Raw genomic sequence first — 26,042 nt, forward strand, 5'->3', positions numbered from 1 at the left:
TCTAGATGCGGGGAATGTGGAGCATTCGCTCACGCGCGCACTGGTAATAACGATCGGTTTTCCAGAAGGCCAGGCCAACGGCCACCGCCTCGGTGCTCATGGCCCGCTGCATTCGCTGGCAGGAGGGCCCCTGCCACAATGACGCTGACAAGGCCTGGCCGGTTGGCGCTATATACGACACGGCGATGTAGTAAGCCGAGCAGGCCACCACCGGCACGCAGACCCACCTGGCAAATGCGGTCGCGCCGCGGCGTGCGACCGTCTCGCCGGCCGTACGCTGGCAGATCAACATGGCCACCAGCAGCGAAAGCATAGGCTGTAACATCAGCCTGTCGCCCCAAGAGTCCCAGCCGAACGGTGCCCACCAGCGAGCGAAGGCGAGGCAGGAGAGCGCCGCTGCCGAGCCCGCCACCACTAGTGCCGGCGCCCTCGGCATAACGCCGGAAAGCCGCCAGCACAGCAACGCCACGAATAGCGGGAAGCTCCAGAATATCAGGACGCCGCCATTGGGCGACAGTAATGAGCCAAGCAGGAATTCGGCACTGATGGTGAGTGACGGCGTGGTCTCTCGGGATTCCTGTATGTAGGCTAGTGGCAACGGCACTCCATACTTCAATTGGCTGTAGAGCGCGGAAATAGCCATGGCTACTAGTACCGGAATAGCGGCATGGAAGGTCAATCGAATCAGGCCGGAGCGGCCTGAAGCATTCCCCCAAAGCTCACGCAACCGTCTGCGATAGATCGTCGCCAACATCAATATGCCCACGCAGACGAAGACAGCTATGGTGTCCTTGTATAGTGGGAACAGCAGACCCGAGATCCACAGGATCGCCAACCAGACTAGACTGCCGTCCAACGCGGGATCGGACCAAAAGCGAGCGAGAGTGCCAATGTATATGCCGCAGAACACGGCCGCCTGAACTTCCAGCGCTCCGGAATAAAGATAGAACATTGGTAATGGGCTCAGCGCCAACGCGGCTAGATAGCCCGCTCCACCCCGCAACAAGATGGCCTTTCCGGCGCCAGCGAGAACGCATAGAAGAGGCAGCAGCAGCACCCCAGTAGTGAGTAAGGCCAAACGAAGCCCCCGCATCGCCTCGGGAGCCAGCAACGCGGAATTGAGCAGATAGGCAACAGGAAACTTGCTCACGCCCTCACAGCGCCCATTCGCCACGCTGTGAAAACAACCGATCAACGTGGACCAGTCGTTCTGCCAAGCCGCCAGATCCACCCCGTTGAAGACCGCGCGTGAGCATGCCGACCACAGAGCGATCGCTGACGCGACCAGCGCGAACGACCAGCAGGCGATGTGCCACCGGCCACGGTCGGTCGAGGCGGACATCACCGCCCCCCCTCCGGCAAGCAGGACCAAGCGGCATCCATCCCTGCCAAACGCTGGCACTGCATCGCCGCGAATCGATCGCGATACTGCGTGAAAAGCTCCTCAGATAGCAGGTATGCCGCCCGCGAATCGACCTGCTTCAGTCGTGCGTCGTAATTGCAATGGAAACGCTGCTGAGAGTCGGGCGTGCGAGCGGCATAGAAGTTGTTGGTCGGTATGTGATGCCCAAGTGCGAAATAGCCGATGGACTCATAATTGCGTACGCCGCCCGGCGTCTTGACTGTATCGCATTGCCAGGCCGGAAAAACCAGGATCGCGCTGTAGTTTCCGTCGGGCACTCCACTCAAGCGCTGGGTACTGTACGAGGCGATGTTAGTACGCACATCTGCAGCGAGTGGACGCAGGTCGACGAACTGCGCCAGTACCGTCATGGCCAAGACAAATACCGTTCGCCGGCTCCCGAAATGCGTGACGCATGCCGCTACTGCAACCAGCAGTAACCAGAAGCCGGCCATCCAGAACAGCCGGCCGCTGCCACGGAAGCGAGAAAGCAGGAAGATCGCCGCGCGCGGCACTGGGATATCCACAGCGTAGCTGCCGACCGTTAGATGGGTCGACATCGCCAGGATGGCACAACACGTCGAGATCAGCAGCGCGGCCAAAAACGGGAAACGCGAAGTCGATCGCCGACGCGATAACCCGCTTGCCAGCGCAACCGTACCCAGTGCCAACAAACCGGCCCCGACGTAATCGAACCCCTCGAATGTCTGTCCTCCGGTGGCATCGGCGACGTCCAGAGGTAGCAATCCACCGCGCCCATTGGAATCCAAGGGTCCAAGCAGATTCATCGAGTACACGCCATAGCCGCCAGTATCAGCAGTCGATCCTGCGATGAAGCCGAATATCATTAATCCTGCCGCGGCCACGGCGACCAGCACACTCAACCTGATCAGCACCTCGCGGTACCGGCGTTGCCTGAGCAGCAGAGCAACCAGCACACCGTCGCTGATCAATATCATCAGCACGAAATATGGGTTGATGCCGGTCGCGACTAACAGAACGGCACCATTCGCCAAGCACCATTTCTGCCACGGCCAGTCCAGCGTACTCAGCACTACCCAAATGGCAAATACCAGCACCCATTGTGAAGAAAGTGCCGTATGTCCCTGAAATCGGACAAACGTGTAAGGCACTGAAGCAAATAGCAACCCGGCCAGGACCGCGCAGCCACGGGAGGCCCAGGACTGTCCGCCGCCAGCCAGAACCATCGCCCTGCTGGTGGCGAGGTAGCCGAACACGCCCTGCAGCAGCAGGCATAGGCCGAAGTAGTAGCCGAAGTATTGGTGCCCCTCGCCGACCCAGCCGGCGAACGGCCGGGCCAGTAGCAGCAGCAGCGGCATAGGGTCAAACAGAGCAATGCTCATCGGCTTTGGATAGCTCAGCCGATTGGTGGTAAGCCAATGTGCATCCGGATCCGACAGGTACTGTCCCCAGGCTATCCGCACCTGCGCCAGATCACCCCACAACCATCCACCTGCAGACGTGTCGAACGGAATCGGGCCCAGCACGTAGCGAGCCCATAGCGCGGATAACATGGCAACCAGCAGCCCGCCCAGCACGAAGGGCAACCATCTGCACATGGTGGAATGCCGATTCACTACTCGCATCGGTAATCCACGTTCTGCGTACTGTGCCGAAACGGATCCGTGAGGTCATCCGTGTACTGGCCCATGAGCAAGCGATGGCGCGGCAGGAAATGAGTACGATAGAAGCGCCCCATGCTCGCCACGAATTCGCCCTTGGGAGTCAAATGGACACAGCCGTCATGGATCTCGATCGTGCCGGACTGCAGCTGCTCGGTGAGCCGAATATCGACCAAATGATGCTCCACCATATATTCGTTCACGAATACGTCCTTCATGCGCCCCTGCCGGATTCCGCCACCGCGCTGCTGAAGTTTTTCCAGGATGTAGAACGACAGCGAGCGGTCGATGATCGTCGGCACGCTTACGGCGAAGGCATACCCCGTAGCCACCCACAGCGCGAACAGCAATAGTCGCTCCAGCCCGCTCATTGCAGACAGAAAGCCGCGCAGGCTTAGTACCGCGCCGACTAGCACGACGGCCACAAAAACATCTAGGACCGATGCATAGAGGACTACATTGACGCGGAAATAGCGCATGTGAATGTAGTAGACCAGCAGCATAACCGGCGCGAAGATCGCGCTTGCGATCAGTGCCCTTCGATAATTACTCATCGAAACACCATGAACTTGTTCGCGACGAAGCTGCAGCTCACTTGCATTCCAGTCGCCAGCAGGAAACCGACGGAATAATTCAAACCATAACGGTCGGTCCAGATATATAAAATGAGCCCATGCAAGGCCGCAATGCAGGCATAGGTGAGCAAGAACAGCGCTCCCTGCCGCATCAAGCCTCCCTGCGCGGCCTTGAAGACGAAGTAGCGGCTACCGATGAACGACACCGTGATGCCGAAGATGGCGGCAAGAGCATTGGCCGCTCCCGCCGACGGCACCTTCATCACCTCGATATTGAACCGTAGTACGCTGTAGTGAACCAACGTCGCCACCATTCCGTTGATCGCATAGCGAACGATCTGCCCACCAAATGACAAACTATCGCTCCGAGGCATTGATGATCGCTTCGACGAAGTCACGATAGCTGCCGGCGACCAGCACCCCACCGCCGCGGATCATGCCCGATAGCAATAGCACGATCAGCGTCAGCGCGGCTGTCTGCAGGAACACCAGTAGTAGAATCCCCGAGGCGAGCGAGAACCAGCCCGGCGTAGCGAACCCAACCGCCTTTAATATCGTCGCAATAAGTGCACCTACCACCGACAGGCCTGCCACCAGCGTGCAGGCGACGCCTACCCGGACCAGTACGTCCTCTGCAAACACCATAAGCGCGCGGAAGCCGTGGAGCGCCAAGCCGACGAAATTCATCTTGCTGCGTCCCGCGTAACGCGGACCACGATCCAGCGCGCAGCTCCCGACCCTCAGCTTCGAGCTCAGCACACAAGCGGCCACGTGCGTCCATAGCTCCTGCATCGCAGCCAGTCGGCGCACGGCTGGCATCTTCGCCGCCATGAAATTGCCGAAGCTAATGCGGCGCCCGCTCAACAGCGAGAAGAGCAGCTTGTAGACAACGTAAAAGGCCCTGAACTTTAAGGTCTCCACCCGGCTGCGACGAGTAGCGACTACGATGTCGATGTCGCTGGAATCCAGGCCCTTGATCAGCTCGCTGATGCTTTCGGGAGTGTCTTCGCCATCGGAGTCCATCACGATGACGCGGACGTCTTCCCCAAAATGCTCAGCCACATAACATAGACCGATGGCGATAGCCCGTTGATGGCCGACGTTGCGACGCAACTTGACCACCACACCTTCCAGACCGGCTGCCGAAATCGAACGGGCGTCCAAAGGCTGACGCACGGAACCATCGTCCACGGCAACGATGTACGTACCGAGGCCCTGGCTTTTGGCCAACTCCTGAAACAGCCGGCTGGACGCTTCCAGATCCTCGTACACCGGCATGACTACGACCATCGATGCTGTCACGTCGATCACTCCTTCAGACGCCGGCGAAAGTAGGCGATGGTTTCCTTCAAACCATCCTCCAAGCAGACTTTGGGCTCCCAATCGAAAGTAGCCTTGGCCAGGCTGATGTCCGGCTGGCGCTGCTTGGGATCATCTGACGGCAGTGGCTGGTAGACGATGCGCGAGGTGCCTCCCACCAGCTTCAGGACCGTCTCCGCCAGCTGCAACATGGTGAACTCGCCGGGATTGCCAATATTGACGGGGCCGGTGAAATCGGCCGGGCTGTCCATCAACCGCAGCATGCCCTCGATCAGATCATCCACGTAGCAAAAGCTGCGCGTCTGAGTGCCGTCGCCATAAATGGTGATCGGCTCGCCGTTCAATGCCTGGACGATGAAGTTGCTCACAACGCGGCCATCGTTCGGATGCATGCGCGGCCCATAGGTATTGAAAATCCGCATAACCTTGATTTCCAACTGGTGCTGGCGCCAGTAATCGAAGAACAAGGTCTCGGCACAGCGCTTGCCTTCGTCGTAGCAGCTGCGGACGCCCACCGGATTGACGCGCCCCCAATAACCCTCGACCTGCGGATGGATTTCAGGATCTCCATAGACTTCGCTAGTGCTGGCCTGGAGAATCCTGGCGCGCACGCGCTTGGCCAGGCCCAACATGTTGATAGCACCGTGCACGCTGGTCTTCGTGGTCTGCACCGGATCGTGCTGGTAATGGACCGGTGACGCAGGACAGGCGAGATTGAAGATGCGATCCACCTCCACATATAGCGGGAAGGTGACATCGTGCCGCATCAGCTCGAAGCGGGGATTACTCAACAACCCGGCGACGTTGTCCTTGCTGCCCGTGTAGAAGTTATCCACGCACAACACGTCGTGCCCTGCACTAATCAAACGGTCACAAAGGTGCGAGCCAAGGAAGCCTGCGCCGCCAGTCACCAGCACACGCTTAGATTTGTAGGACATGATTGGCCTCAAAATGAGCAAAAGATTTACAAGCGGCGATAAGGGCACCTGGCCCTTGCGCGGCTTCTGTAGAATTTCATTTTAACATCTGATCAGCACTTTCTTGGTGCCCCCTGCGTTGAGGCGTCGCCGGTACCGCAGGAGCCGGGCCCTTAAGCACTCCGGCCCGCCCCCCCTGGAACAGCGACCTCCTCAGGCCACCCGTGTCACCTTACCTGACGCCCGACCATCAACATACGAATATGTGCCGAGAATGCTGGCAACGCGAGTCGTCAATCGGTATACATGCGGGATATTGCCTAAGGGACTCGCACGTCGGCAAGGCGCAGCCAAAGGCAGATCTTCAGCCCTGGAGGGCAATAGACCCATGCACGACGAATTGCTCGAGCATTTCCCCCTTCTAATACTTCCCGCCTCATTTCCCGCCAAATACGATCAGGACTCCCTGAAGTCCTACCTCGCTGGTTTCGCGCTCGATGGCGCGCCAGCAGCCGAACTCGCCAACTACCTCAATGAGGACTTCCTGCGCTTTGTCCACACTTTGGCACTCGTTCCTGAGGGCCGCAAGCGGCTACTCGAAATTGGCGCAAATCCCTACTTCACGACACTGCTGCTTAAGAAATTCCGCCAACACGAGATCCATTGCACCAACTACTTCGGCATTCAAGGTGGTGGTGGCCGTCAAACCATGAACAACGCCGATAGTGGTGAATATTTTACGTTCGACTTTCTCAACAATAATGTCGACCTGGAAGACCTACCCTTCGAAGGGCACTTCGATATTATTTTGTTCTGCGAAGTAATCGAGCATCTCGTAGGCGATCCATTGGGTGCGCTTCTACGGATCAAGAAAAAACTGACGCCCGGCGGGTTGCTCATTCTCTCGACCCCGAATGTAAACCGACTCGAAAATATCGCAAAAATGATGGCCGGCCAGAACATCTATGACCCGATCTCTGGCTATGGAGTCTACGGGCGACACAACCGGGAATATAATAAGCATGAACTCTTTCTTATGCTCGACCATGCTGGTTTCGACCTGGAAGTTATATTTTCGTCCGACGTCCATGAAAACCATTCGAACATCTACTTCCCAATTACCACCATTGCGAAAAGTATATTTTCCATTCCAAATCGTTGCTACGATCTTGGACAGTATATTTTCCTGCGCGCCCGCAATACTCGCCCGGCCAAACTTGGAAAACCCGGCTGGCTCTATCGCAGCTTTCCTGAATCAGAATTCAGCAACTGAGCTTCGCGCGAACACGTATAATTGCGAAGTTTAAGTCTGATTGGAGCGAAATACATGATCCTTCCGGTCATCCTCAGCGGTGGCAGCGGGACACGGCTGTGGCCACTGTCCCGCAAGAATCGGCCCAAGCAGTTTCTAGCCCTGGTCGGTGAGCAGACGCTGTTCCAGCGGACTGTCGATCGTACGCGCAAGCTCGGCCAGGCTGGCGCGCCCATCGTGGTCTGCAGCGAGGAGCATCGCTTCACCGTTGCCGAGCAATTGCAAGAGCTGGGCGTCACCGACGCATCGATTCTGCTGGAGCCGGCGGCGCGCAATACCGCTCCGGCCATCGCCCTGGCTGCCATGCAGGCGCTCAAAGCAGACCCGGACGCCGTACTGCTAGTGCTCCCCGCCGATCATTTGATCGGCGAGGAAGGGGGCTTCATCGAGGCGGTCGAGCACGCTCAGCCGCTGGCCGTCGAGGGTTGGCTGGTTACCTTTGGCATTCGCCCCGAGGCGCCCGAGACCGGCTTTGGCTATATCAAGCGGGCGGAGGCGGTCGGCGAGTTCGGCTTCAAGGTCGCACAGTTCGTCGAGAAGCCCAATGCCGAGCTCGCGGCCAAGTACGTCGCCAGCGGCGATTTCGACTGGAACTCAGGCATGTTCCTGTTCAAGGCCGCCCGTTTCCTGGACGAACTGAAGGCGCATTCGCCGGCTATCTACCAGGCCATCGGCGAAGTCTTCGCGACCGCCAAGCCGGACCTGGACTTCGTGCGCTTCGACCAGGAAACCATGCGCAATGTGCCGGAGGACTCCATCGACTATGCCGTGATGGAGAAGACCTCGCGCGCCGCTGTCGTACCGGTGGCCTGCCGCTGGAGCGATATCGGCTCCTGGTCGGCCCTGTGGGAGGCATCAGAGAAGGACGACGACGGCAACGCTACCCAGGGCGACGTATTCACCTTCGACACGCGCAATACCCTAGTGCGCTCGCACGACCGCCACATGGTGGCGACGGTCGGCCTTGACGATATCGTCATCGTATCCACCCCGGATGCCACCCTGGTCGCCGCGCGCGACAAAGTGCAGCACGTCAAGCAGGTGGTGGACACGCTCAATCGCACCGGCCGCACCGAGCATCTGTCGCACCGCCAAGTGCACCGTCCTTGGGGCAGCTATGACTCCATCGATATGGGCGACCGCTTCCAGGTGAAGCGCATCGTGGTCAAGCCCAATTCGGTGCTGAGCCTGCAGATGCATCACCATCGCGCCGAACACTGGATCGTAGTATCCGGCACAGCCGAGGTGACCTGCGGCGACAAGGTGTTCTTGCTGACCGAAAACCAAAGTACTTATATCCCGCTCGGCGTCACGCACCGCCTGCGCAACGTCGGCAAGGTGCCGCTGGAGCTGATCGAAGTGCAATCTGGCAGCTATCTGGGGGAGGACGATATCGTCCGCTTCGACGACGTCTACGGCCGCGCCTGAAGTCGGCGCGGCAGTAAAGAAAGAGGCGGGCCTAGGCCCGCTTTTTTTCATGCCATCGTGCCGCCGATCAGCTGCCGCAGTTCCGCGGTGCGTGCCTCCATCAGCGCGACGTCCCCGCGTGACTCGACATTCAGGCGCAGCAAGGGCTCGGTGTTGGACGAGCGCAGGTTGAAGCGCCAGCTGCCGAACGACATGCTTACGCCATCGACTTGCTCGACCAACTCGGCGTCCTTGACGTAGTGCGCCATGATGCGCTCGACCGTCGCCTTCGCGTCGCCGACGCGGAAGTTCATCTCTCCGCTGCATGGATACGCCGCCATGCACTCGGCCAGCATTGCGTCCAGCGCAACGCCGGTCTTGCAGATGCGCTCAGCTACCAACAGCCAGGGAATCATGCCCGAATCGCAATAGGCGAAATCGCGGAAGTAGTGGTGCGCACTCATCTCGCCGCCGTACACGGCATCTTCGGCGCGCATGCGCTCTTTGATGAAGGCATGACCAGTCTTGCTCTGCACTGCCACGCCACCTGCTTTTGAGACCATGTCGATGGTGTTCCAGGTCAGCCGCGGGTCGTGGATGATGCGCGCGCTGGGATGCTTCTCCAGCAGCTGCGCCGCCAGCGGGCCGACAATGTAGTAGCCCTCGATAAAGGCACCGTACTTATCGAACAGGAAGCAGCGATCGAAGTCCCCGTCCCAGGCGATACCCAGGTCGGCGCCCGATGCCTTCACCGCATCCGAGGTGGTTGCGCGGTTTTCCGGCAGCAGCGGATTGGGGATACCGTTAGGGAAACGGCCATCGGGCTCATGGTTGACCCGCACGAAGCTGAAAGGCAGATGCGCTTCCAGTAGATCGATGATCGCGCCCGCACCACCATTGCCGGCGTTCACCACTATCTTCAGTGGCCGCAGTTTGGCCACGTCGACATAGCTCAGCAGATGCGCGATATAGGCTGACTTGTCATGGTCCTGGCGCAGGGTACCCAGCGTGACCGCAGCCTCGCCGAACTCATTATCTTCCACCATGCGTTCGATATCACGCAGGCCTGTGTCGCCGCTGATCGGCTTGCTGTCCTCGCGGACTAGCTTCATGCCGTTGTAGTCGATCGGATTATGACTGGCGGTCACCATAATGCCGCCGGCGACCCGGCGGTGCGCGGTCTGGAAATACACTTCTTCGGTGCCGCACAGGCCGATGTCGATGACGTTACGCCCTTCATCCATCAGGCCGCGCGCCAGCTCCTTGGTCAGCACGGGGCTGTCCAGGCGGATGTCGTAACCCACCACGACGTCGCCCGCACTGACGGTGCGCGCGAACGCACGGCCGATGCGGTAGGCCACATCGACATTGAGTTCATCGGGCACGCGGCCGCGAATGTCGTAAGCCTTGAAACATTTCATGCCGGTTTCCTGCCCTTCAGTGCTGCGCGGAAGGATGGGAGTACATCCATTCCAATGTCTGCCGAAGGTCGATGATATTGAGCGGGCCGATCAGTTCGCGCAGACGAGTGTTGTCACCGGTAAGCCGGGCGACCTCGTTGGCGCGGACGAAGGCCGGATTGACGCGCACCTCGATGGCATAGCCGGCGATCTCCTGCATCATGCCGATCACTTCTAGCAGTGACACCGATGTGCCCGAGCACAGGTTCACCGTCTGGCCAGCAGCATCCACGCTCAGTAGACGCACATACGCGTCGGCGACGAAGCGGACATCCTGAAAATCACGCGCCACGTCGATATTGCCGAGCTCGATGGCCCGCTCGCCGCGCCGGAAATGCGACACGATCTTCGGCAATAGGAAGTTCTCAGCCTGACCAACGCCGGTGTAGTTGAACGGACGCGCCAACACGATCGGCAGACGGTCCATCCACAGCTTGGCCATGTACTCCATGGCCAGCTTGCTCACCGCATAGTCGTTGGCCGGCGATGGCGGCACCGTTTCATCCAGCAGGTCCACGTCGCTATTGCCATACACATTCGCGCTGCTGGCAAGCAACACCTTGCGCGGCGCCTGCGGCAGCGCCGCCAAGGCCTCGAGCAGGTTGCGCGTGCCGACCACATTGGTGCGGTACATCTCCTCGGCATCGCCGTGCGCGACGAACGCGATGGCTGCCAGATGGATCACTGCTTCCGGACGCACCTCAGCCACCACCGCGCCGACCCGCTTGCGATCAAGCAGATCGATGCCGTGCTGGTCGAGCTGCGCCGGAGCCTCCGACAAGCCGAATACTTGGCAGCCGGCCGCGCGCAATGCCTCGACGACGTACTGGCCAGTGAAACCGCGGTGGCCGGTAACCAGTACGCGACTGGGGCGGGACTCAGAAGGAAGCGTCACGTGCATTCCGGCGCAGATCAGCTTCGACCATCATGGCGCACAGCTGTTCGAGCGAGGTCTGGGGCTTCCAGCCCAGCTTGGCTTCGGCCTTGCTCGCATCGCCGATCAGTAGATCCACTTCCGCCGGGCGATAGAACTTGGGATTGATGCGAACCAGCGTCTTGCCGCTCTTCTCGCACACACCGATCTCGTCCTGCTCGCTGCCTTGCCAGTCGATCTGGATCCCGGCCGCCTTGAAGGCGAGCGTGACGAAGTCGCGCACGGTCTCGGTGCGGTTGGTGGCCAGCACGTAGGTGTCCGGCTCCTCGGCCTGCAGCATGCGCCACATGCCTTCGACGTATTCCTTGGCGAAACCCCAGTCGCGCTTGGCATCCAAGTTGCCCAGTTCCAGGGTATCGAGCTTGCCGAGCTTGATCTTGGCCACGGCGTCGGTGATCTTGCGCGTCACGAACTCGCGGCCGCGAAGCGGCGACTCGTGATTAAACAGGATGCCGCTAGTGCCGAAAATGCCGTAGGACTCGCGATAGTTTACGGTAATCCAATGCGCATACAACTTCGCCACGCCGTATGGGCTGCGCGGATAGAAGGGGGTGTCTTCCTTCTGCGGCACCGCCTGAACTTTGCCGAACATCTCCGATGTGGAGGCCTGATAGAAGCGGATCTTCGGATTCACGATTCGAATCGCTTCGAGCAGATGCAGAGCCCCGACGCCGCTGATCTGGGCCGTGGTGGCGGGCTGATCGAACGACACGCCGACGAAGCTCTGCGCGGCCAGGTTATATACCTCCGTGGCGCCGGTCTGTTGCAGCAATCGAATGGCAGAGCCGCCATCGGTCAGATCGAATTCAACGAGTTCGAGATTGGGGTGGTTCTGAATGCCCAGTTCTTCGATACGCCAGAAATTGACCGAGCTGGTGCGCCGATAAGTGCCATAGACGCGATATCCCTTCTCTAGCAGGAGTTCCGCGAGGTAGGCGCCATCTTGGCCCGAGATACCGGTGATCAGTGCTGTATTCATCAGAGTGGCTTCATGATAATTAGTTGATTTTCTTGCCAATCGGCCATTGTCCATGACTGATTGTCTCGACTCAAGCGTGGCAGCTGACAGCTAATGCACTGCTGCGACGGCCATGGTGCTGAATGAGAGGCTGGCATCCGCGTCGACCATGATGCGAATCCGCAGATCGCGGACGTCCTCCTTGACACGCACCTGCACCTCAGCGATTACCCCTTCGCCGGGCGCGAGTGAAGCCGAAGCCAGACGCCAGGCGCCGTCATGGGCCTCCACGTCCACCCAGGCCATACCCTCGGCACCAAGTCGCGCTCCCTCGACCCGTACCACATAGTCGCCAGCGGTTATCTTAAACGGCGGCGTCGCAAACAACACGCCTGGCGCATTGAGCGAAACTCGCTGCCCTCGCACGAGCTGACCGGTCGTGGTCTGCGCGCGGTAATCCGACGCGGCGAAATAACGGTCGCTGCCTGGCTCCCAGCTGGTATACCAATTGCCGCCCACAGCCACCTCTTCGAGCTGTTTGGCGCTCTGCTTCCAGGTCAGCCACGGCAAGCCCTTCGATACGGGTGCCTGCCCTTGCCGGTCCAGCTCGAGCCAGCGTTCGATCGCATCGGCCATCGGCTCCGGCTGCATACCCGAGAAATAGAAGGCATGCTCACCCGCGACTTCCTGGAATACCGGCAGATCCCTAGCGATGATCGGGCGTCCGTACTGCGCCGCCTCGATCAACGGCAGGCCGAAACCTTCGCCCTCAGACGGCGCCAGCAGAGCCGAGGCCTGCTGGTACATCGCGATCAGCTGGCTATCGTTGGCGCGCTCCAGCCAGAATAGGCGCTTGCCCGCCTCCGGATGCTGGCGCAGCCGGCTGATCAAGGTCTCGACGCGCCAGCCAGGCTTGCCGATCAGCACCAAGTTGACTTGGTGCCCGCGTTCCCACAGCCGTTCGAATGCCGACAACGTCTGCGCATGCCCCTTGCGAGGCTCAATCGTGCCGACGATCAGGAAGCTCGGTCGGCTGCCCAGATCGACCGGCAGATCGCCGCTGTCATCCTGAATGTCGGCGCGCTGCACGATGTCCGCGCCCAAATGGAACCAGCCGATCTTCAGCGCGCGTCCGCGCGCCGGCATCGACTGTGGCAGCCAGCGCTTGAACTCATCGGCCACCGTGCGGGAAATGCAGATGATGCCGTCGGCCAGTTCCGCGATGGCTTCGTACCAGAGCCGGAACGTGGGCAAGCCGTTCTCGTCGAAACAATCGGGTCGGAGCAGCGGCAGCAAGTCGTATACGACGAAATGGATCGCCACGCCACTACTGCGCATACGGATGTAGGTGTGACGCAGATACGGCACCAGATGCGCCGCCAGATCCAGCCCGACGAAGACATCGCTCTGGCGGAACTCGACCGGAAGATCCTCTGGCAAGGTCAGCCCGGCGTGGAAGCGGGCGGCACAGTAGCTGCGTGCGTAGCGGAACACGCCGTCAGGCTTGATATAGATGGGCTCGACTCGGTATCCGGACGGCGGGCTTGCGAGCAGCTCGGCAACGATATGCCGCACAACACGTTGGATGCCGGTCTTGGCGTCTTCGATCACCAGATGGGAAATGTCGACGTATAGCGTGCGCAACGTATCGCTTGCCGGCGCGTTGGCCGCAATCGCCATGGATAGCCGCCCGATCTCTTCGTGATTCCAGCGCGCGACACCCGGCGAGGTCACCGCTCTAGCGATCACCGCCGGCGTGCTGTAGCCAGTGGCGGATGCTTCGCGGGCCAAAGCCCAGGCCGGATCAAGGCAAGCCAGCGCACGTGCGGGAATGCTCTCGAAACTCTCCGCGCCGGAGCCGCTGGCTAGACCGAGTACGTGATAGCCGCCCCACCGATATAGCATCGCAACGAACACACTCAGATCTACCTTCGCCCAGGCAGCGAACAGCCTGGGCAGGGTCTTCTGGCCGAGCAGCAGCGTGACCGGGAATCCGCGCAGCGTGTCCAGCACGGCGCGCATGCCCTCGCTGTCGGTAACATGCACTAGGATCTCGTCGAATGCGGACGGCTCCAGCTCGCCCAGACCACGCTGGCGCCATGAAGACGGCACGGCCGCGTCACCCACAAGGCCGAAAACGTCCAGGCGCTCCGGCACGAAGCCGAGCGCGCTTGCCACATCGCCCGCCTGCACCGGGTCCAGCGTCACCAGCGCGACAAGACGCGGCACGGCTTCCAAAGCCGCCAGCTCGACCGGAACGCGCGCGGCAAGCGCTTCCTCCAGCGCAAGCCATGCGCGCCTGGCCGACTCTTCCCAGGTAAAGCCCTTCGCGTGTCGCAGCGCATGTTCGCGCATGCGCTGGCGGAACGGCTCATCGATTAGAGCCTGCTGCAGCTTGGTCGTGATGTCGCGCGCATCGTGCGGATTGAACAGCGCCTCCTCGACGCCGATCACCTCGGGCAGGCTGGTGGCCGCTGCGCCAATGACCACCGCGCCGCACGACATTGCTTCCAGCGCGGGCAGGCCGAAGCCCTCGTGGATCGAGGGGAAGACATAAGTGGCGCAGGAGTTGTACAGCCGCACCAGATCCTCATCGGACACGAAGCCGGTGAACACCAGCTCGTCAACCGCCAGCCCGGCGCGCTCGCGCACGGCATTGAGCTCGTTGCGCTCCTTGATGTCGATATTGCCCACCATCACCAGCTGGTGGGTTTCGCGCAGGCTGGCCGGCAGCGCGGCATAGGCGACGATCAGGGTTTCCAAATTCTTGCGCGGGTCGAAGCCGCCCGCATACATCACGAACGGCTTGTGGATGCCGTACTTGCGCCCCACCGAGGCGGCGCTCTCCACCTTGTCCAGCTGACGGAAGTTCGCGCCGACCGCGGCGGAAATATTCACCACCTTGTCGGGCGCCAGATCCAGCATCTGAATGGCTTCCGTGCGCGTCGACTCGGAAATGCCCAGCAGCAGATCGCAGCGGCGCAGGTGATCGACCTTGCGCATGTACCAGGCGGACTGCCCGTCGCGGGTCAGATACACCTCCGGCATGGCCAGCGGAATCAGATCGAACAGGATCGCCACCTGCAGGGCGGCCGAGTGCGCGGGCACCGAGGTCACCACCGAATCGACGAAGCCGTCGACCATGCTCGCCGTCAGCACGACATCGGCGCCGAGCGATGCCAGGAACGCCTCGCGCAGCCATTCGGCGACGAGCGAGCGCTCACTGTTTTCCGGATACATCGACGCGGTCGGGGCCAAGCTTTCCCAAGCGATCACCCGGTCTTCCGGCAGTATGCCGGCAAACAGATCGCGCACGGTGCCCACCGATTCGGGCATGGCACCATTCACCGCGATCCAGACTTCATGCTCGCCACGGGACCGCGCCAGCGCCAAGGCCAGCGAGGAGCAATAACGGCCAACGCCACGGATGCTCCCATCCGGCGATTGGCAAGCCTGCAGATCGATCACTACTTTCATGCGGAACAGCTCATCCCAGTTGTTTCCGTCGCGCGATCACGCGCTTCAGCATCGCGTTCACCGCCGCGGCCTGCTCCGACAGTTCCAGCGGCGCCACCAATGGGTTGACCGGTTGCGGAAACAGGAAGGTGCGGATACGCCGGCCCAGCATGGACTCCGGCCCCACGATCGTCCTGGCGCAGCGCCGGAACAGCGGTACGCGCAAGGCCGAGCGAACCAGCGGGCGCGCCGCGCGGGCGCCGCGCGCCACCAGCGGACGGCCCGTCCGCCATACCCAGCGCACGCCCTTCGCGGCAGTGAGTTTCACCGAGCGCACCGGTGCGGTCAGGCGCCACGAGGTGCTGTGCAGCGTCTCGTGCAGGCGTTGCTCCAGGGCCGCATGGGAGGAGCGCAAGGTCTCGATCTGCCGAAGCAAATCATGCTGGCGGTGCAGCAGGCTTTCGAGCTCGTCGCTGTTGCGCCGCTTGAAGCTGCTCAAGCGGCGCGCCACGTCCATGCGCATATCGTCGATTTCGCGCAGCAACCGGTCCCGCTCGGCACGATGCCCCGCCGCTTCGTCCACCAGCTTCGCCAGTTCCTGCGTATGCGCCGCCTGTGCGGACTGCAGCGCCTCGTGCAGGCTTTGATTGTCTTGTTCCATCGCCGCCAACCTGGAAACGCCATCGGCCTGCCACTGCTTGTAATGCTCATCCAGCACGGTCAAATGATTGGCAAGGCCAGCCACGGCATGCTGCGCCTCTGCCGCCTCGACTACGGCCTTGCGCAGGCGCACATGCGCCTCGTTGAGACCTTCATGCGCATCCTGCTCGCTCTTGCGCACGAAATCGTCGAAGACATTGGGCGGCAGGTCGAAGGCGCCAAGCAGCTCCGCGTGCTCTTGCGCCACGTAGTAGCGATTGAGCCCGTCGCGATAGGCCAGCCGGTAGGCGCGATCCGTCAGCAGGTGCTCCCATTCCTCGTGCACGCTGACTTGGCTGTTGGGCAAGGTGGCCTCGACCACCACGACCCAGGGCCGCACCCGCTCGAACGAACAGGAGGCCAGCACGCTGCGCTCGGCGCCTTCGCAATCGACCTTGAGGAAATGCACCTCGCCTGGCGCATGCTCGGCGAGCACCTCGTCGAGCGTGCGCGCAGGCACGCGATGGGCGATGACCTGATGGCCTTCGGCCCGGTGCCGCTCGGCGAACTCGCGGTCCCCCGTGGACAGACCGGTATCGGCGACCTCGAAGAGTTCGAGGAAACCGGCCTGCTCGGAGACCGCGATATTCAGATTCGTGTCGTGCGGGCGATCCTGCTCCAGCAGTTCGAACCAGTGGCGCACCGGCTCGACATTGATGCCGCGCCAGCCAAGCAGCGAGAATGCCTTGGTGACCGAGTCCTTGACCGGATGCTGGGCACCGACGTCCACATAGAAGCCATGGCGCACGTTCTTGAGCGCGCGATACAGCATGACGTCTTCGAAATTCTGCGCGTAGCTGATGAAGGTCATGGCTTCGGATCAACGGCAATCTGCGGGGGAAGCCAGGCACTGCCCACGAAATGCGGATGGGAGTGATTGGCCACGGTGAAGATCAGCGCCAGGTCGCGCCACTCGTAGTTGTCGACCAGGTGCGTATCGGTGCTGACCAGCGCGGTCGAGATCGAATAGCTGCCTGGCCCCAGATTCACGGCGAAGCGCGCGGCATAGCTGATCCGCTGTCCCTTGCGCGCGCCTTCCAGTACCTGCTTGGTGTGGTGCGTATTGGTGCCGAACATCGGCTGGCCCAGCCGGTCCTTGATCATGTAGCCGAGCACCAGGCGCGGAATATCGGCGTTGAGGCGCACCTCGACCCGCAGCTCCACCTCCTGCCCGACATCGAGAAACTCGACCCGGTCGCCGTTGGCGGCATGCAGCTGGATCGACTCCACCACGGCTTCGAGCGTGCCGCTGACCGTCTGCATCTGCCCGCTTTCGAGCCGCTCGACCTTCATAGTGCTATTTTCGCGCTCGGCGATCAGCGCGTTATAGGCATCCATGACTTCGACCGGATCGCCATCCTTCAGTACCTTGCCGGCCTGCAGCAGGATCGCGCGGTCGCACATCGACTGGATGGCTGAGCTGTCGTGCGAGACGATCATCAGGCTGGTGCCCAGCTCGCGGTATTCCTTGATGCGCTTGAAGCATTTGTGCTGGAAGTAGGCATCGCCCACCGACAGCGCCTCGTCGACGATCAGGATGTCCGGCCGGAACGCGGTGGCCACGCTGAAAGCCACGCGCATCTGCATACCGCTGGAATAGGTGCGCACGTGCTCGTCGAAGTAATCGCCGATTTCCGCGAACGCCTCGATCTCGGGCATGGCCCGGTCGATCTGCTCCCTGGTGAAGCCCATCAGGCCAGCGGCGTGATAGACGTTCTGGCGGCCGGTCAGGTCCGGACTGAAGCCCATGCCCAGTTCGAGAATCGCCGCCACCCGTCCGTTCACCGACACGCTGCCCTCGGTCGGCATCAGCGTGCGCGTGATCAGCTTGAGCAAGGTGCTCTTGCCCGCGCCGTTCTGGCCGACGATGCCGATCGCCTCGCCGCGCAGGACCGCGAAGGAAATGCCCTTGACCACCCAATGCTCGCCGCGCGGGGTGACTTTCGCGCCGAACCAGGAGGCGAAGCGCTTCAATTCGCTGCCGTAGTCGCGGAAGGCCTTGCCCAGCCCTTCTACCTTCAGTACGTGGTCACTCATAGCACGTCGACCATCTCGGGGGCCGCCTTGCGGAACAGCACGAACGCCAGGCCGAGCAGGACCAGCGAACCGAGCGCGGTCCAGCCCAGCGCCACCAGATCCGGCGGGCGCCCGAACAGCATGACGTCCTGGAAACCGCCGACGATGTAGTACAGCGGGTTCAGCGCAATGATCTGGCCGAAACCGTGCGGCAGGATGCTGGGCATGTAGACGATCGGTGTCACCCAGAACCACAGTTGCAGCACCACCGCCATCACTTGGCCGACATCGCGCACAAACACGTTCAGCACGCCGAGCAGCAGCCCCAGGCCCAGCGAGAACGCCACGTTCACCGCCAGCAGCATCGGCAGCCACAGCAGCGCCAGTGTCGGCGGATGGCCGATGATGCCGAAAATCGCCACGGTGGCCACGAACAGCAAGAAGTTGCCGACCAGCGCGGTGCCCACGGCGACGAACGGCAAACATGCCTTGGGGAAGAAAATCTTCTTCATTAGGTTGCCGTTCTCAACGAACAGGTTGAGCGAGCGCTGCACGATTTCTACAAACAGCGACCAAGCCAGCATGCCGGACATCAGATAAATAGGGTAGGCGTACTGATTGGTGACGCCTGGCAGCTTCGCGCCCATCACGCGGGACAGCACCAGCGAATAGATTGCCACCTGGGCTAGCGGCTGCAGGATCATCCACATCGCGCCCAGGCGACTGCGCGCGAAGCGCGCTTTCAGGTCGTTCTTGATTGAGGAGAGGATGAAGTGGCGGTAGCGCCAGACCGAGCGAAGCAGTTCGCTCATATCATCCGCTCCTGGATGCTGTATTGGCGCACGGTATCGCTCCAGTCAGCGAGCGAGTGCATGCGCCAGTTCCGCCTTCAGATCCTCGACGTTTTCGACGCCGACGGACAGACGGATCAAGCCATCGGAAATACCGAGCCGCTTGCGCGTGGCCAGCGGGATGGAGGCGTGGGTCATGATACCGGGATGCTCGATTAGGCTTTCGACGCCGCCAAGGGATTCAGCCAGAGCAAAGATCTCGCAACGCTCCAGCATCCTGCGCGCCGCACGCACGCCGCCCTTCACTTCCGCCGAAATGATACCGCCGAACCCGTCCATCTGGCGGCGCGCCAGCGCATGCTGCGGGTGGGACTTCAGGCCGGGATAGATCACCTTGTCGATGGCCGGATGCTGTTCCAGCCACTTGGCGATATCCAACGCGGATTCGCAATGCGCTTTCATGCGCAGATGCAGGGTCTTAAGGCCGCGCATGGCTAGGAACGAATCGAACGGACCGGCCACCGCGCCCACCGAGTTCTGTAGGAAGGCCATGCGCTGGGCCATTTCGTCATTAGCGGCGACCACGAGGCCGCCGACCATGTCCGAGTGGCCGTTGAGGTACTTCGTTGCCGAATGCAACACCAAATCCGCACCGAATTCGATCGGACGCTGTAGCATCGGAGAGCAAAAGGTATTGTCGACGACGAGGATCAGGCCATGCTTCTTGGCGAAGCTGGCCAGCTTCGCCAGGTCAACCAGCTTGAGCATTGGATTGGTCGGCGTCTCTGCCCAGATCATCCGCGTGTTCGGCTTCAATGCAGCTTTGAGCGCGGCGGTGTCGTTGAGATCAACAAAGCTAAAATCCAGGCCCGCCGATTGGCGGCGCACTCGCTCGAACAGGCGATAGGTGCCGCCGTACAGATCGTCCATCGCGACGATGTGGCTGCCCGTCTCCAGCATGTCCAGCACCGTAGCCGCGCCAGCCAGACCGGAACCGAACGCGAAACCGGCGATACCGCCTTCGAGATCCGCGACACAACGCTCATATGCCATGCGCGTAGGATTCTGCGTGCGCGAGTACTCATAACCCTTATGCACGCCGGGACTGGCTTGCACATATGTCGACGTCGCGTAAATGGGCATCATAATCGCGCCGGTCGAAGGATCGGGCGCCTGGCCGGCGTGAATGGCTCGGGTACCAAGACCCATCCTGCTGGATTTCTTATTTGATTTCATATGGTTATATAAAAATCTGCGAGTCGACGGGCAGTCAGGGCAAAACCTGGGCAATCGTCCATAATAGCCTAGCTTTCCTCCTTTCCGCCTTGATTCGTCAAGCCTGAAGCAAGACCCAACGCCCTCCCCCTGTGTAACGCGCAATCCAAATTGGATTGTCCATAATGCTGAGTTCCATCTACAAGCCGACTGCCGGCGCCACCTCACCAGAGCGTACATGGCAACCATTCTTGTTACCGGCGGAGCCGGGTTCATTGGCGGCAACTTCGTCCTGCAAGCCGTCCATGCTGGCCACAAGGTCATCAATCTCGATAAGCTGACCTATGCAGGCAATCTCGCCACACTGTCCTCAGTGGCTAATCATCCAGGGCATCGCCTGGTCGAAGGCGACATTGGTGACCGCATATTGGTCGCCAGGCTACTGAAGGAGCATCAGCCGCAGGCGATCATCAACTTCGCTGCTGAATCCCATGTGGATCGTTCGATCGACGGTCCCGCCGCCTTCATCGAAACCAATGTTGTCGGCACGCTGGGCCTGCTCGAATGCGCACGCGACTATTGGCGTGCTATGGGCGACACACCGCACGCCGCATCATTCCGGTTTCTTCACGTTTCTACTGACGAGGTATACGGCTCGCTCGGCGCCGAAGGACGCTTTCACGAAACGACGCCGTATGCGCCGAATTCGCCGTACTCCGCCTCGAAGGCGGCCTCGGACCATCTGGTGCGAGCTTTCCATCACACCTACGGATTGCCCACGCTTACCACGAACTGCTCGAATAACTACGGGCCATATCAGTTCCCTGAAAAGTTGATCCCGCTGGTGATCCAGAAAGCGCTGAAGGGCGAGCTGCTACCGGTATACGGCGATGGCCTAAACGTGCGCGACTGGTTGTTCGTGGAAGACCACTGCGAAGCGATCGCAAGGGTACTCGCGGGCGGTCGTCCTGGCGAAACCTACAATGTCGGCGGCGACTCGGAACGCACCAATATCGATGTCGTGCGCACGATCTGCGAACTACTTGATGCACGCGTGCCGAAGGCAAAAGGAACCTACGCGGATCAGATCACATTCGTTCGCGACCGCCCCGGGCATGATCGTCGGTATGCCATCGACGCATCCAAGCTTCGCGGCGAACTTGGATGGCAACCCAGACACGATTTCGTCACAGGCATGCGCCGCACCGTCGACTGGTACCTCGCCAACGAGGCATGGGTCGCCGGTATCCTCAACGGCAGTTATCGACTGGAGCGCCTCGGCCAATGACCCAAAGGAAAGGCATCATCCTTGCCGGTGGTTCAGGCACACGCCTTTATCCAATCACCCGTTCGGTGAGCAAGCAGCTCCTTCCGGTCTACGACAAGCCGATGATCTATTACCCCCTGACCACGCTGATGCTGGCCGGGATTAGGGACATTCTGATCATCAACACGCCGCACGAGCAGAGCATGTTTCAGCGCCTGCTCGGTGATGGCTCGCAATGGGGTCTGCGGCTGGAGTACGTGGCACAGCCTTCGCCTGATGGTCTCGCCCAGGCCTTCATTCTTGGACGCAATTTCCTCGATGGCGCGCCGAGCTGCCTGATCCTCGGCGATAACATCTTTCACGGCGAAGGTCTCACCGGACGCATGCTGCGCGCCAATGCGCGCAGGGAAGGCGCCACGGTATTCGGTTACTGGGTGCGTGATCCGGAACGCTATGGCGTAGCGGAGGTCGATGCCAGCGGCAAGGTCGTCGACATCGAGGAAAAACCCGCCAGGCCACGCTCCCACTACGCCATCACCGGCCTGTATTTCTACGACGGCACCGCTAGCGAGCGCGCTGCCGCACTGCGCCCTTCCGCCCGCGGTGAACTGGAAATCACCGATCTCAATCGGACCTATCTGCGTGATGGCGCGTTGCATCTCGAACAACTCGGACGCGGTTATGCCTGGCTCGATACCGGCACGCATGAGTCCATGGTCGAAGCCGGCAACTACATTCAGACGATCGAGAACCGCCAAGGCCTGAAAGTGGCCTGCCCAGAGGAGATCGCATTAATGCAGGGCTGGATCGATGTGTCGCGCCTGCGCGAACTTGCCCAGCCGCTGGCCAAGACACAGTACGGCCAGTACCTTCTCCGACTCGCCGAACAGCATAGCAGCCGATGAGACATATCGACACACCACTGCCCGGAGTGGCCATCCTCGAACCAATAGTCCATGGCGACGACAGGGGTTTCTTCTTCGAGAGCTACAACCGCCAGACCTTCGTACAGCTCGGCATCGACGTTAATTTCGTGCAGAGCAACGTCTCGCGTTCCAAACGCGGCGTGCTGCGCGGCCTGCATTACCAGTGGCCGCGCCCGCAAGGCAAACTGGTAAGCGTACTGGAAGGCGAGGTCTATGACGTGGCGGTCGATATCCGCCCGGATTCGCCCACCTTCCGCCAGCACACCGGCGCCATGCTTACCTCAGCCAACAAGCGGATGATGTGGATTCCGCCGGGTTATGCGCACGGCTTCTGCGTGCTCTCCGAGCATGCGCTGTTCGCCTACCAGTGTACTGAGCTGTACGATCGCGCGGCGGATGCTTCGATCCGTTGGAACGATCCAGCCCTCATGATCGATTGGCCAGTGGCCTCGCCCGAGCTATCGAATAAGGATCTCGCAGCACCGCTCCTCGACGAAGTACCCCTCGAACGTCTGCCGGGCTATGCGCCGTGAAGGTATTGCTGCTCGGGGGCAACGGGCAGTTGGGAACCCATCTTCGATACACCCTGTCTCCGCTGCAGGGCGAGGTGGTGGTAGCTACGCGTACTGGCGATCAAGACACGCTGGCCTGCGATATCAATGACAGCAGCGCACTGCGTGCGCTATTGCGTGCGCAGCGACCTCATCTGGTGATCAATGCCGCCGCGTATACCTCCGTCGACAAAGCCGAAACGGAAGCCGAGCACGCATTCGCTATCAATGGCGAAGTACCGGGCATCATCGGCGGCACAGTCGCTGCCTGGAATGGCGCGGTCGTGCATTACTCCACTGATTACGTCTTTGACGGCCATGCGCGCACTCCTTACGCGGAGTTCGATGTCACCGCGCCGCTTGGTGTCTATGGCGCCAGCAAGCTCGCTGGTGAGCAGGCGCTGGCATCCAGCGGCGCAGACTATCTGATAATACGCACCGCATGGGTATACAGCCTGCACGGCAGAAACTTCCTCACTACCATGCTGCGTCTGGCTAGCGAACGATCTCTACTGCGTGTCGTCGACGACCAACAAGGTACACCGACCAGCGCGCGCTTTCTTGCACATGCTACGGCCCACATCGCGAATGTGTGGATGGCAAAGTCCAACCGGCGCAAGCTGAGTGGCGTCTATCACCTGACCAACGATGGCAATACTACTTGGTGTCGTTTTACCCGCGCAATCATGGAAGAAGCCATCGCGCTCGGACGACTTGAGCGCACTCCTGCGATTGAAGCCATTAGCACATCAGACTATCCGACGCCGGCCCAGCGTCCGCTTTATTCTGTGCTGTCATGCGCTCGGATTAAGCAGGCATTTTGCCTTGACATCCCGTCGTGGCAAGACGAATTGCACACGGTGCTTGCTGAAACAAGTTAGCCTCACCTCCGAACATCCCGGCATTTCCGCATCACTGGAAGCAAATGTGGCGACGCACTCACTCCGTGGGCACACCATCACATCCAGTTATGAAGTCTCGGCCAGATAGTTACCGCATTCGCATCCATTCACTCGCCAAGGGCTTGGCCCGTACCATGGGTGGAAGAGTTGAAGTCAGCCGCAACATGAGCCTGCAGACATTCGAACTGCGGAGAAGTGTCATGACCAACACCGATGAGCTGTAGCACTTATCCGCGCTATTTAGCGGGTGTCGCCATGGGGCATGTGTCTAGGCCGACGACGCGTTATTCCACCGTAACCGACTTTGCCAGATTGCGCGGCTGATCCACATCCGTGCCACGCAGCACCGCCACGTGGTAAGCCAGCAGCTGCAAGGGAACAGTAAACACCGCCGGCGCGATAAAGTCCCCACCGCCATCGATACGCAGTATCGCACCACGCGACGCATTGCCATCCATGCTCGCCGCCCCATCTGCAAACACCAGCAGCTCACCACCGCGCGCGCGCACTTCCTGCAAGTTCGACTTGAGCTTGTCCAACAGCGGGCCGTTAGGCGCCACCGCGATCACCGGCATGTCCTCGTCCACCAGCGCCAGCGGTCCGTGCTTCAGCTCACCGGCGGCATAGGCTTCGGCGTGGATGTAGGAGATCTCCTTCAGCTTCAAAGCTCCTTCCATTGCCACCGGATACTGTGCGCCTCGGCCAAGGAAAAGAGCATGCTGGCGATTGATGAGGTGCTCGGCCAGATCGATGATCTGCGGCTCCAACTCAAGCGCCTTCTCGATCTTCCCGGGCAGGGCTTGCAGCTGCGCCACCAGATCGGCATAACGCGCATCGTCCAGACCGCGATGGCGCGCAAGCTGGAGCGTCAGCAAGCCAAGTGCCGCCAACTGGGTTGTAAACGCCTTGGTCGACGCCACGCCGATCTCCGGGCCCGCGCGCGTCATCAGCTTGAGATCCGCCTCGCGCACGACCGACGACTCGGGCACGTTGCAGATCGCCAGCGTGCCCAGGTAACCGCGGCGGCGCGATTCGCGCATCGCCGCCAGCGTATCGGCGGTTTCGCCCGACTGGGAGATCGCCACGAACATCGTGCCGTCCGGCACCACGGCCTCGCGGTAGCGGTATTCGCTGGCGACTTCCACGTTCACGGGCAAGCGCGCGTATTCCTCGATCCAGTACTTGGCCACCAGGCCGGCGTGGTAACTGGTGCCGCAGGCGATGATGTGCAGACCCTTGGCCTTGGCCAGCAGTTCGTCGCCACCGACGCCGAAAATGTTGGGCAGCACGCCGTGCGGGCCGATGCGGGCCTCGAGCGTATCGGCCACGGCGCGAGGCTGCTCGAAGATTTCCTTCTGCATGTAATGGCGGTATTCGCCGCGCTCGACCGCGTCAGTCGACAATTCGCTCTCATGGACCGAACGTTCGACGATCTTTCCGTCCTGCCCGAAGATGCGCACCCGCCCGCGGGTGATCTCCACGACGTCGTGTTCTTCGAGATAGATGATCTTGTTGGTGACCTGGATCAGGGCCTGGGCGTCCGAACCAAGGAAGTTCTCGCCGATGCCCACGCCCACCAGCAACGGCGCGCCACGGCGTGCACCGATGACGCGGCCGGGCTCCTTGTCGCTGATCACGGCGATGGCGTACGCGCCCTCGAGCTCATGCACCACCGACGACACGGCATCCAACAGCGATTTGCCGGATGCCATGCGCTCGCTGATGAGGGCGGCCATCACTTCGGTGTCCGTCTCCGACGTGAAGACGTGGCCGCGAGAGGCCAGTTCTTCACGCAGCGTCGCGTAGTTCTCGATGATGCCGTTATGCACGATGGCCACGTGGCCGGCTACGTGCGGGTGGGCATTCACCTGATTCGGCACGCCATGCGTGGCCCAGCGCGTATGGGCGATGCCGGTACCGCCGGGGAACGGATCGGCAAGGTAGAGCGATTCCATTTCGCGGACCTTGCCCTTCTCGCGCACGCGCCGAATGGCACCTTCCTGCAGCACGGCCAGGCCGGCCGAATCGTAACCGCGATATTCCAACGCCTTCAGGCCGGCGATCAGCAAGGGGGCGACGTCGCGCTGGGCGGTGGCGGCAACGATTCCACACATGAGCAGAGTCCTCTTGGGATGGATGGGACCGGAAGCGGACTTCCGCAGGCCGGGACTTTGTCGGCCACCCATTTCAGCAAACTTTCGTGACGCAACGGACACCGTGCGCACGGTTTCGTGCGCTCGGTCGTCCGGCTGTTCATCCACCAGCCGGATTAGTCGTGCCGAGCATCCGCC

The 26,042-nt window shown here is 61.0% G+C and carries 21 protein-coding genes; 6 read left to right on the forward strand and 15 right to left on the reverse strand.

Features of this window, described 5'->3' with window-relative positions; all coding sequences use genetic code 11:
* Position 1: 1 nt before the first annotated feature.
* From RKE25_RS19320 to RKE25_RS19345, 6 genes are read right to left on the reverse strand one after another with little or no spacing between them, the layout of a single operon-like run.
* Complete coding sequence (locus tag RKE25_RS19320; RefSeq protein ID WP_311839709.1) at positions 2–1,342, reverse strand: hypothetical protein; 1,341 nt, start codon at positions 1,340–1,342, stop codon at positions 2–4.
* A complete protein-coding gene (locus RKE25_RS19325; protein WP_311839710.1) occupies positions 1,342–3,000 on the reverse strand; it encodes a DUF6311 domain-containing protein in 1,659 nt (552 codons plus the stop codon). The genes RKE25_RS19320 and RKE25_RS19325 overlap by 1 nt, the downstream gene beginning before the upstream one ends.
* Positions 3,000–3,599, reverse strand: a complete 600-nt coding sequence (locus tag RKE25_RS19330; protein WP_311839711.1) for a hypothetical protein — start codon at positions 3,597–3,599, stop codon at positions 3,000–3,002. Before RKE25_RS19330 ends, RKE25_RS19325 begins: the two co-directional genes overlap by 1 nt.
* The gene (locus RKE25_RS19335) at positions 3,596–3,994 is read right to left on the reverse strand and encodes a GtrA family protein (protein ID WP_311839712.1); all 399 of its coding nucleotides are present in this window, start codon (positions 3,992–3,994) and stop codon (positions 3,596–3,598) included. Before RKE25_RS19335 ends, RKE25_RS19330 begins: the two co-directional genes overlap by 4 nt.
* Positions 3,978–4,922 carry a glycosyltransferase gene (locus RKE25_RS19340; protein ID WP_311839713.1) on the reverse strand — a complete coding sequence of 315 codons (945 nt, stop codon included), beginning with the start codon at positions 4,920–4,922 and terminating at the stop codon, positions 3,978–3,980. Before RKE25_RS19340 ends, RKE25_RS19335 begins: the two co-directional genes overlap by 17 nt.
* Positions 4,923–4,927: 5 nt before the next feature.
* Positions 4,928–5,878, reverse strand: a complete 951-nt coding sequence (locus tag RKE25_RS19345; RefSeq protein WP_311839714.1) for a UDP-glucuronic acid decarboxylase family protein — start codon at positions 5,876–5,878, stop codon at positions 4,928–4,930.
* Positions 5,879–6,245: 367 nt separating this feature from the next.
* Between RKE25_RS19345 and RKE25_RS19350 the strand changes: the two genes are divergently transcribed.
* A complete protein-coding gene (locus tag RKE25_RS19350; RefSeq protein ID WP_311839715.1) occupies positions 6,246–7,130 on the forward strand; it encodes a class I SAM-dependent methyltransferase in 885 nt (294 codons plus the stop codon).
* Positions 7,131–7,184: 54 nt separating this feature from the next.
* On the forward strand, positions 7,185–8,597 hold the full coding sequence (locus RKE25_RS19355; protein ID WP_311839716.1) for a mannose-1-phosphate guanylyltransferase/mannose-6-phosphate isomerase: 1,413 nt from the start codon (positions 7,185–7,187) through the stop codon (positions 8,595–8,597).
* Positions 8,598–8,644: 47 nt separating this feature from the next.
* On the opposite strand, the gene RKE25_RS19360 is transcribed toward RKE25_RS19355, so the two are convergent.
* The 8 genes from RKE25_RS19360 to RKE25_RS19395 all read right to left on the reverse strand — a co-directional run bounded on the left by RKE25_RS19360 (position 8,645) and on the right by RKE25_RS19395 (position 20,126).
* Positions 8,645–9,997 (reverse strand): phosphomannomutase, encoded by a 1,353-nt coding sequence (locus RKE25_RS19360; protein WP_311839717.1) that lies wholly within the window; start codon positions 9,995–9,997, stop codon positions 8,645–8,647.
* Between the two features lie 16 nt (positions 9,998–10,013).
* Positions 10,014–10,931, reverse strand: coding sequence for a GDP-mannose 4,6-dehydratase (locus tag RKE25_RS19365; RefSeq protein ID WP_311839718.1), 918 nt, complete (start codon positions 10,929–10,931; stop codon positions 10,014–10,016).
* The gene (gmd, locus tag RKE25_RS19370; RefSeq protein WP_311842441.1) at positions 10,915–11,949 is read right to left on the reverse strand and encodes a GDP-mannose 4,6-dehydratase; all 1,035 of its coding nucleotides are present in this window, start codon (positions 11,947–11,949) and stop codon (positions 10,915–10,917) included. Before gmd ends, RKE25_RS19365 begins: the two co-directional genes overlap by 17 nt.
* Positions 11,950–12,039: 90 nt before the next feature.
* Complete coding sequence (locus tag RKE25_RS19375; RefSeq protein WP_311839719.1) at positions 12,040–15,405, reverse strand: glycosyltransferase family 1 protein; 3,366 nt, start codon at positions 15,403–15,405, stop codon at positions 12,040–12,042.
* Positions 15,406–15,415: 10 nt separating this feature from the next.
* Positions 15,416–16,894, reverse strand: coding sequence for an FkbM family methyltransferase (locus tag RKE25_RS19380; RefSeq protein ID WP_311839720.1), 1,479 nt, complete (start codon positions 16,892–16,894; stop codon positions 15,416–15,418).
* Positions 16,891–18,120: an ABC transporter ATP-binding protein gene (locus tag RKE25_RS19385; RefSeq protein ID WP_311839721.1), complete on the reverse strand. Its 1,230-nt coding sequence runs from the start codon at positions 18,118–18,120 to the stop codon at positions 16,891–16,893. The genes RKE25_RS19380 and RKE25_RS19385 overlap by 4 nt, the downstream gene beginning before the upstream one ends.
* Positions 18,117–18,911: an ABC transporter permease gene (locus RKE25_RS19390; protein WP_311839722.1), complete on the reverse strand. Its 795-nt coding sequence runs from the start codon at positions 18,909–18,911 to the stop codon at positions 18,117–18,119. The genes RKE25_RS19385 and RKE25_RS19390 overlap by 4 nt, the downstream gene beginning before the upstream one ends.
* 45 nt (positions 18,912–18,956) lie before the next feature.
* Positions 18,957–20,126: a PLP-dependent aspartate aminotransferase family protein gene (locus tag RKE25_RS19395; RefSeq protein ID WP_311839723.1), complete on the reverse strand. Its 1,170-nt coding sequence runs from the start codon at positions 20,124–20,126 to the stop codon at positions 18,957–18,959.
* A 217-nt stretch (positions 20,127–20,343) separates the two neighbouring features.
* On the opposite strand from RKE25_RS19395, the gene rfbB reads away from it, so the two are divergent.
* Genes rfbB through rfbD form a run of 4 tightly spaced genes read left to right on the forward strand, consistent with a single transcriptional unit; the run spans position 20,344 to position 23,730 of the window.
* Positions 20,344–21,393 (forward strand): dTDP-glucose 4,6-dehydratase, encoded by a 1,050-nt coding sequence (rfbB, locus tag RKE25_RS19400; protein ID WP_311839724.1) that lies wholly within the window; start codon positions 20,344–20,346, stop codon positions 21,391–21,393.
* A complete protein-coding gene (gene rfbA, locus RKE25_RS19405) occupies positions 21,390–22,277 on the forward strand; it encodes a glucose-1-phosphate thymidylyltransferase RfbA (RefSeq protein WP_311839725.1) in 888 nt (295 codons plus the stop codon). The genes rfbB and rfbA overlap by 4 nt, the downstream gene beginning before the upstream one ends.
* Positions 22,274–22,831 (forward strand): dTDP-4-dehydrorhamnose 3,5-epimerase, encoded by a 558-nt coding sequence (gene rfbC / locus RKE25_RS19410; RefSeq protein ID WP_311839726.1) that lies wholly within the window; start codon positions 22,274–22,276, stop codon positions 22,829–22,831. Before rfbA ends, rfbC begins: the two co-directional genes overlap by 4 nt.
* Positions 22,828–23,730, forward strand: a complete 903-nt coding sequence (gene rfbD / locus RKE25_RS19415; RefSeq protein ID WP_311839727.1) for a dTDP-4-dehydrorhamnose reductase — start codon at positions 22,828–22,830, stop codon at positions 23,728–23,730. Before rfbC ends, rfbD begins: the two co-directional genes overlap by 4 nt.
* 305 nt (positions 23,731–24,035) lie before the next feature.
* Here the strand turns inward: rfbD and glmS are convergent, their stop codons facing one another.
* Positions 24,036–25,865 (reverse strand): glutamine--fructose-6-phosphate transaminase (isomerizing), encoded by a 1,830-nt coding sequence (glmS, locus tag RKE25_RS19420; RefSeq protein ID WP_311839728.1) that lies wholly within the window; start codon positions 25,863–25,865, stop codon positions 24,036–24,038.
* Positions 25,866–26,042: the final 177 nt, after the last annotated feature.

This window comes from Dyella sp. BiH032, from assembly GCF_031954525.1.
In the GTDB taxonomy this organism is placed as follows: Bacteria; Pseudomonadota; Gammaproteobacteria; order Xanthomonadales; family Rhodanobacteraceae; genus Dyella_D.

Bases quoted from the DNA above. Each gene is read 5' to 3' on its own strand.
- RKE25_RS19390 (WP_311839722.1), bottom strand. From the start codon at position 18,911: ATGAGCGAACTGCTTCGCTCGGTCTGGCGCTACCGCCACTTCATCCTC.
- RKE25_RS19335 (WP_311839712.1), bottom strand. From the start codon at position 3,994: ATGCCTCGGAGCGATAGTTTGTCATTTGGTGGGCAGATCGTTCGCTAT.
- RKE25_RS19355 (WP_311839716.1), top strand. From the start codon at position 7,185: ATGATCCTTCCGGTCATCCTCAGCGGTGGCAGCGGGACACGGCTGTGG.
- RKE25_RS19345 (WP_311839714.1), bottom strand. From the start codon at position 5,878: ATGTCCTACAAATCTAAGCGTGTGCTGGTGACTGGCGGCGCAGGCTTC.
- rfbB (WP_311839724.1), top strand. From the start codon at position 20,344: ATGGCAACCATTCTTGTTACCGGCGGAGCCGGGTTCATTGGCGGCAAC.
- RKE25_RS19330 (WP_311839711.1), bottom strand. From the start codon at position 3,599: ATGAGTAATTATCGAAGGGCACTGATCGCAAGCGCGATCTTCGCGCCG.
- rfbC (WP_311839726.1), top strand. From the start codon at position 22,274: ATGAGACATATCGACACACCACTGCCCGGAGTGGCCATCCTCGAACCA.
- rfbA (WP_311839725.1), top strand. From the start codon at position 21,390: ATGACCCAAAGGAAAGGCATCATCCTTGCCGGTGGTTCAGGCACACGC.
- RKE25_RS19385 (WP_311839721.1), bottom strand. From the start codon at position 18,120: ATGAGTGACCACGTACTGAAGGTAGAAGGGCTGGGCAAGGCCTTCCGC.
- RKE25_RS19380 (WP_311839720.1), bottom strand. From the start codon at position 16,894: ATGACCTTCATCAGCTACGCGCAGAATTTCGAAGACGTCATGCTGTAT.
- glmS (WP_311839728.1), bottom strand. From the start codon at position 25,865: ATGTGTGGAATCGTTGCCGCCACCGCCCAGCGCGACGTCGCCCCCTTG.
- RKE25_RS19350 (WP_311839715.1), top strand. From the start codon at position 6,246: ATGCACGACGAATTGCTCGAGCATTTCCCCCTTCTAATACTTCCCGCC.
- RKE25_RS19375 (WP_311839719.1), bottom strand. From the start codon at position 15,405: ATGAAAGTAGTGATCGATCTGCAGGCTTGCCAATCGCCGGATGGGAGC.
- RKE25_RS19320 (WP_311839709.1), bottom strand. From the start codon at position 1,342: ATGTCCGCCTCGACCGACCGTGGCCGGTGGCACATCGCCTGCTGGTCG.
- RKE25_RS19360 (WP_311839717.1), bottom strand. From the start codon at position 9,997: ATGAAATGTTTCAAGGCTTACGACATTCGCGGCCGCGTGCCCGATGAA.
- gmd (WP_311842441.1), bottom strand. From the start codon at position 11,949: ATGAATACAGCACTGATCACCGGTATCTCGGGCCAAGATGGCGCCTAC.
- RKE25_RS19395 (WP_311839723.1), bottom strand. From the start codon at position 20,126: ATGAAATCAAATAAGAAATCCAGCAGGATGGGTCTTGGTACCCGAGCC.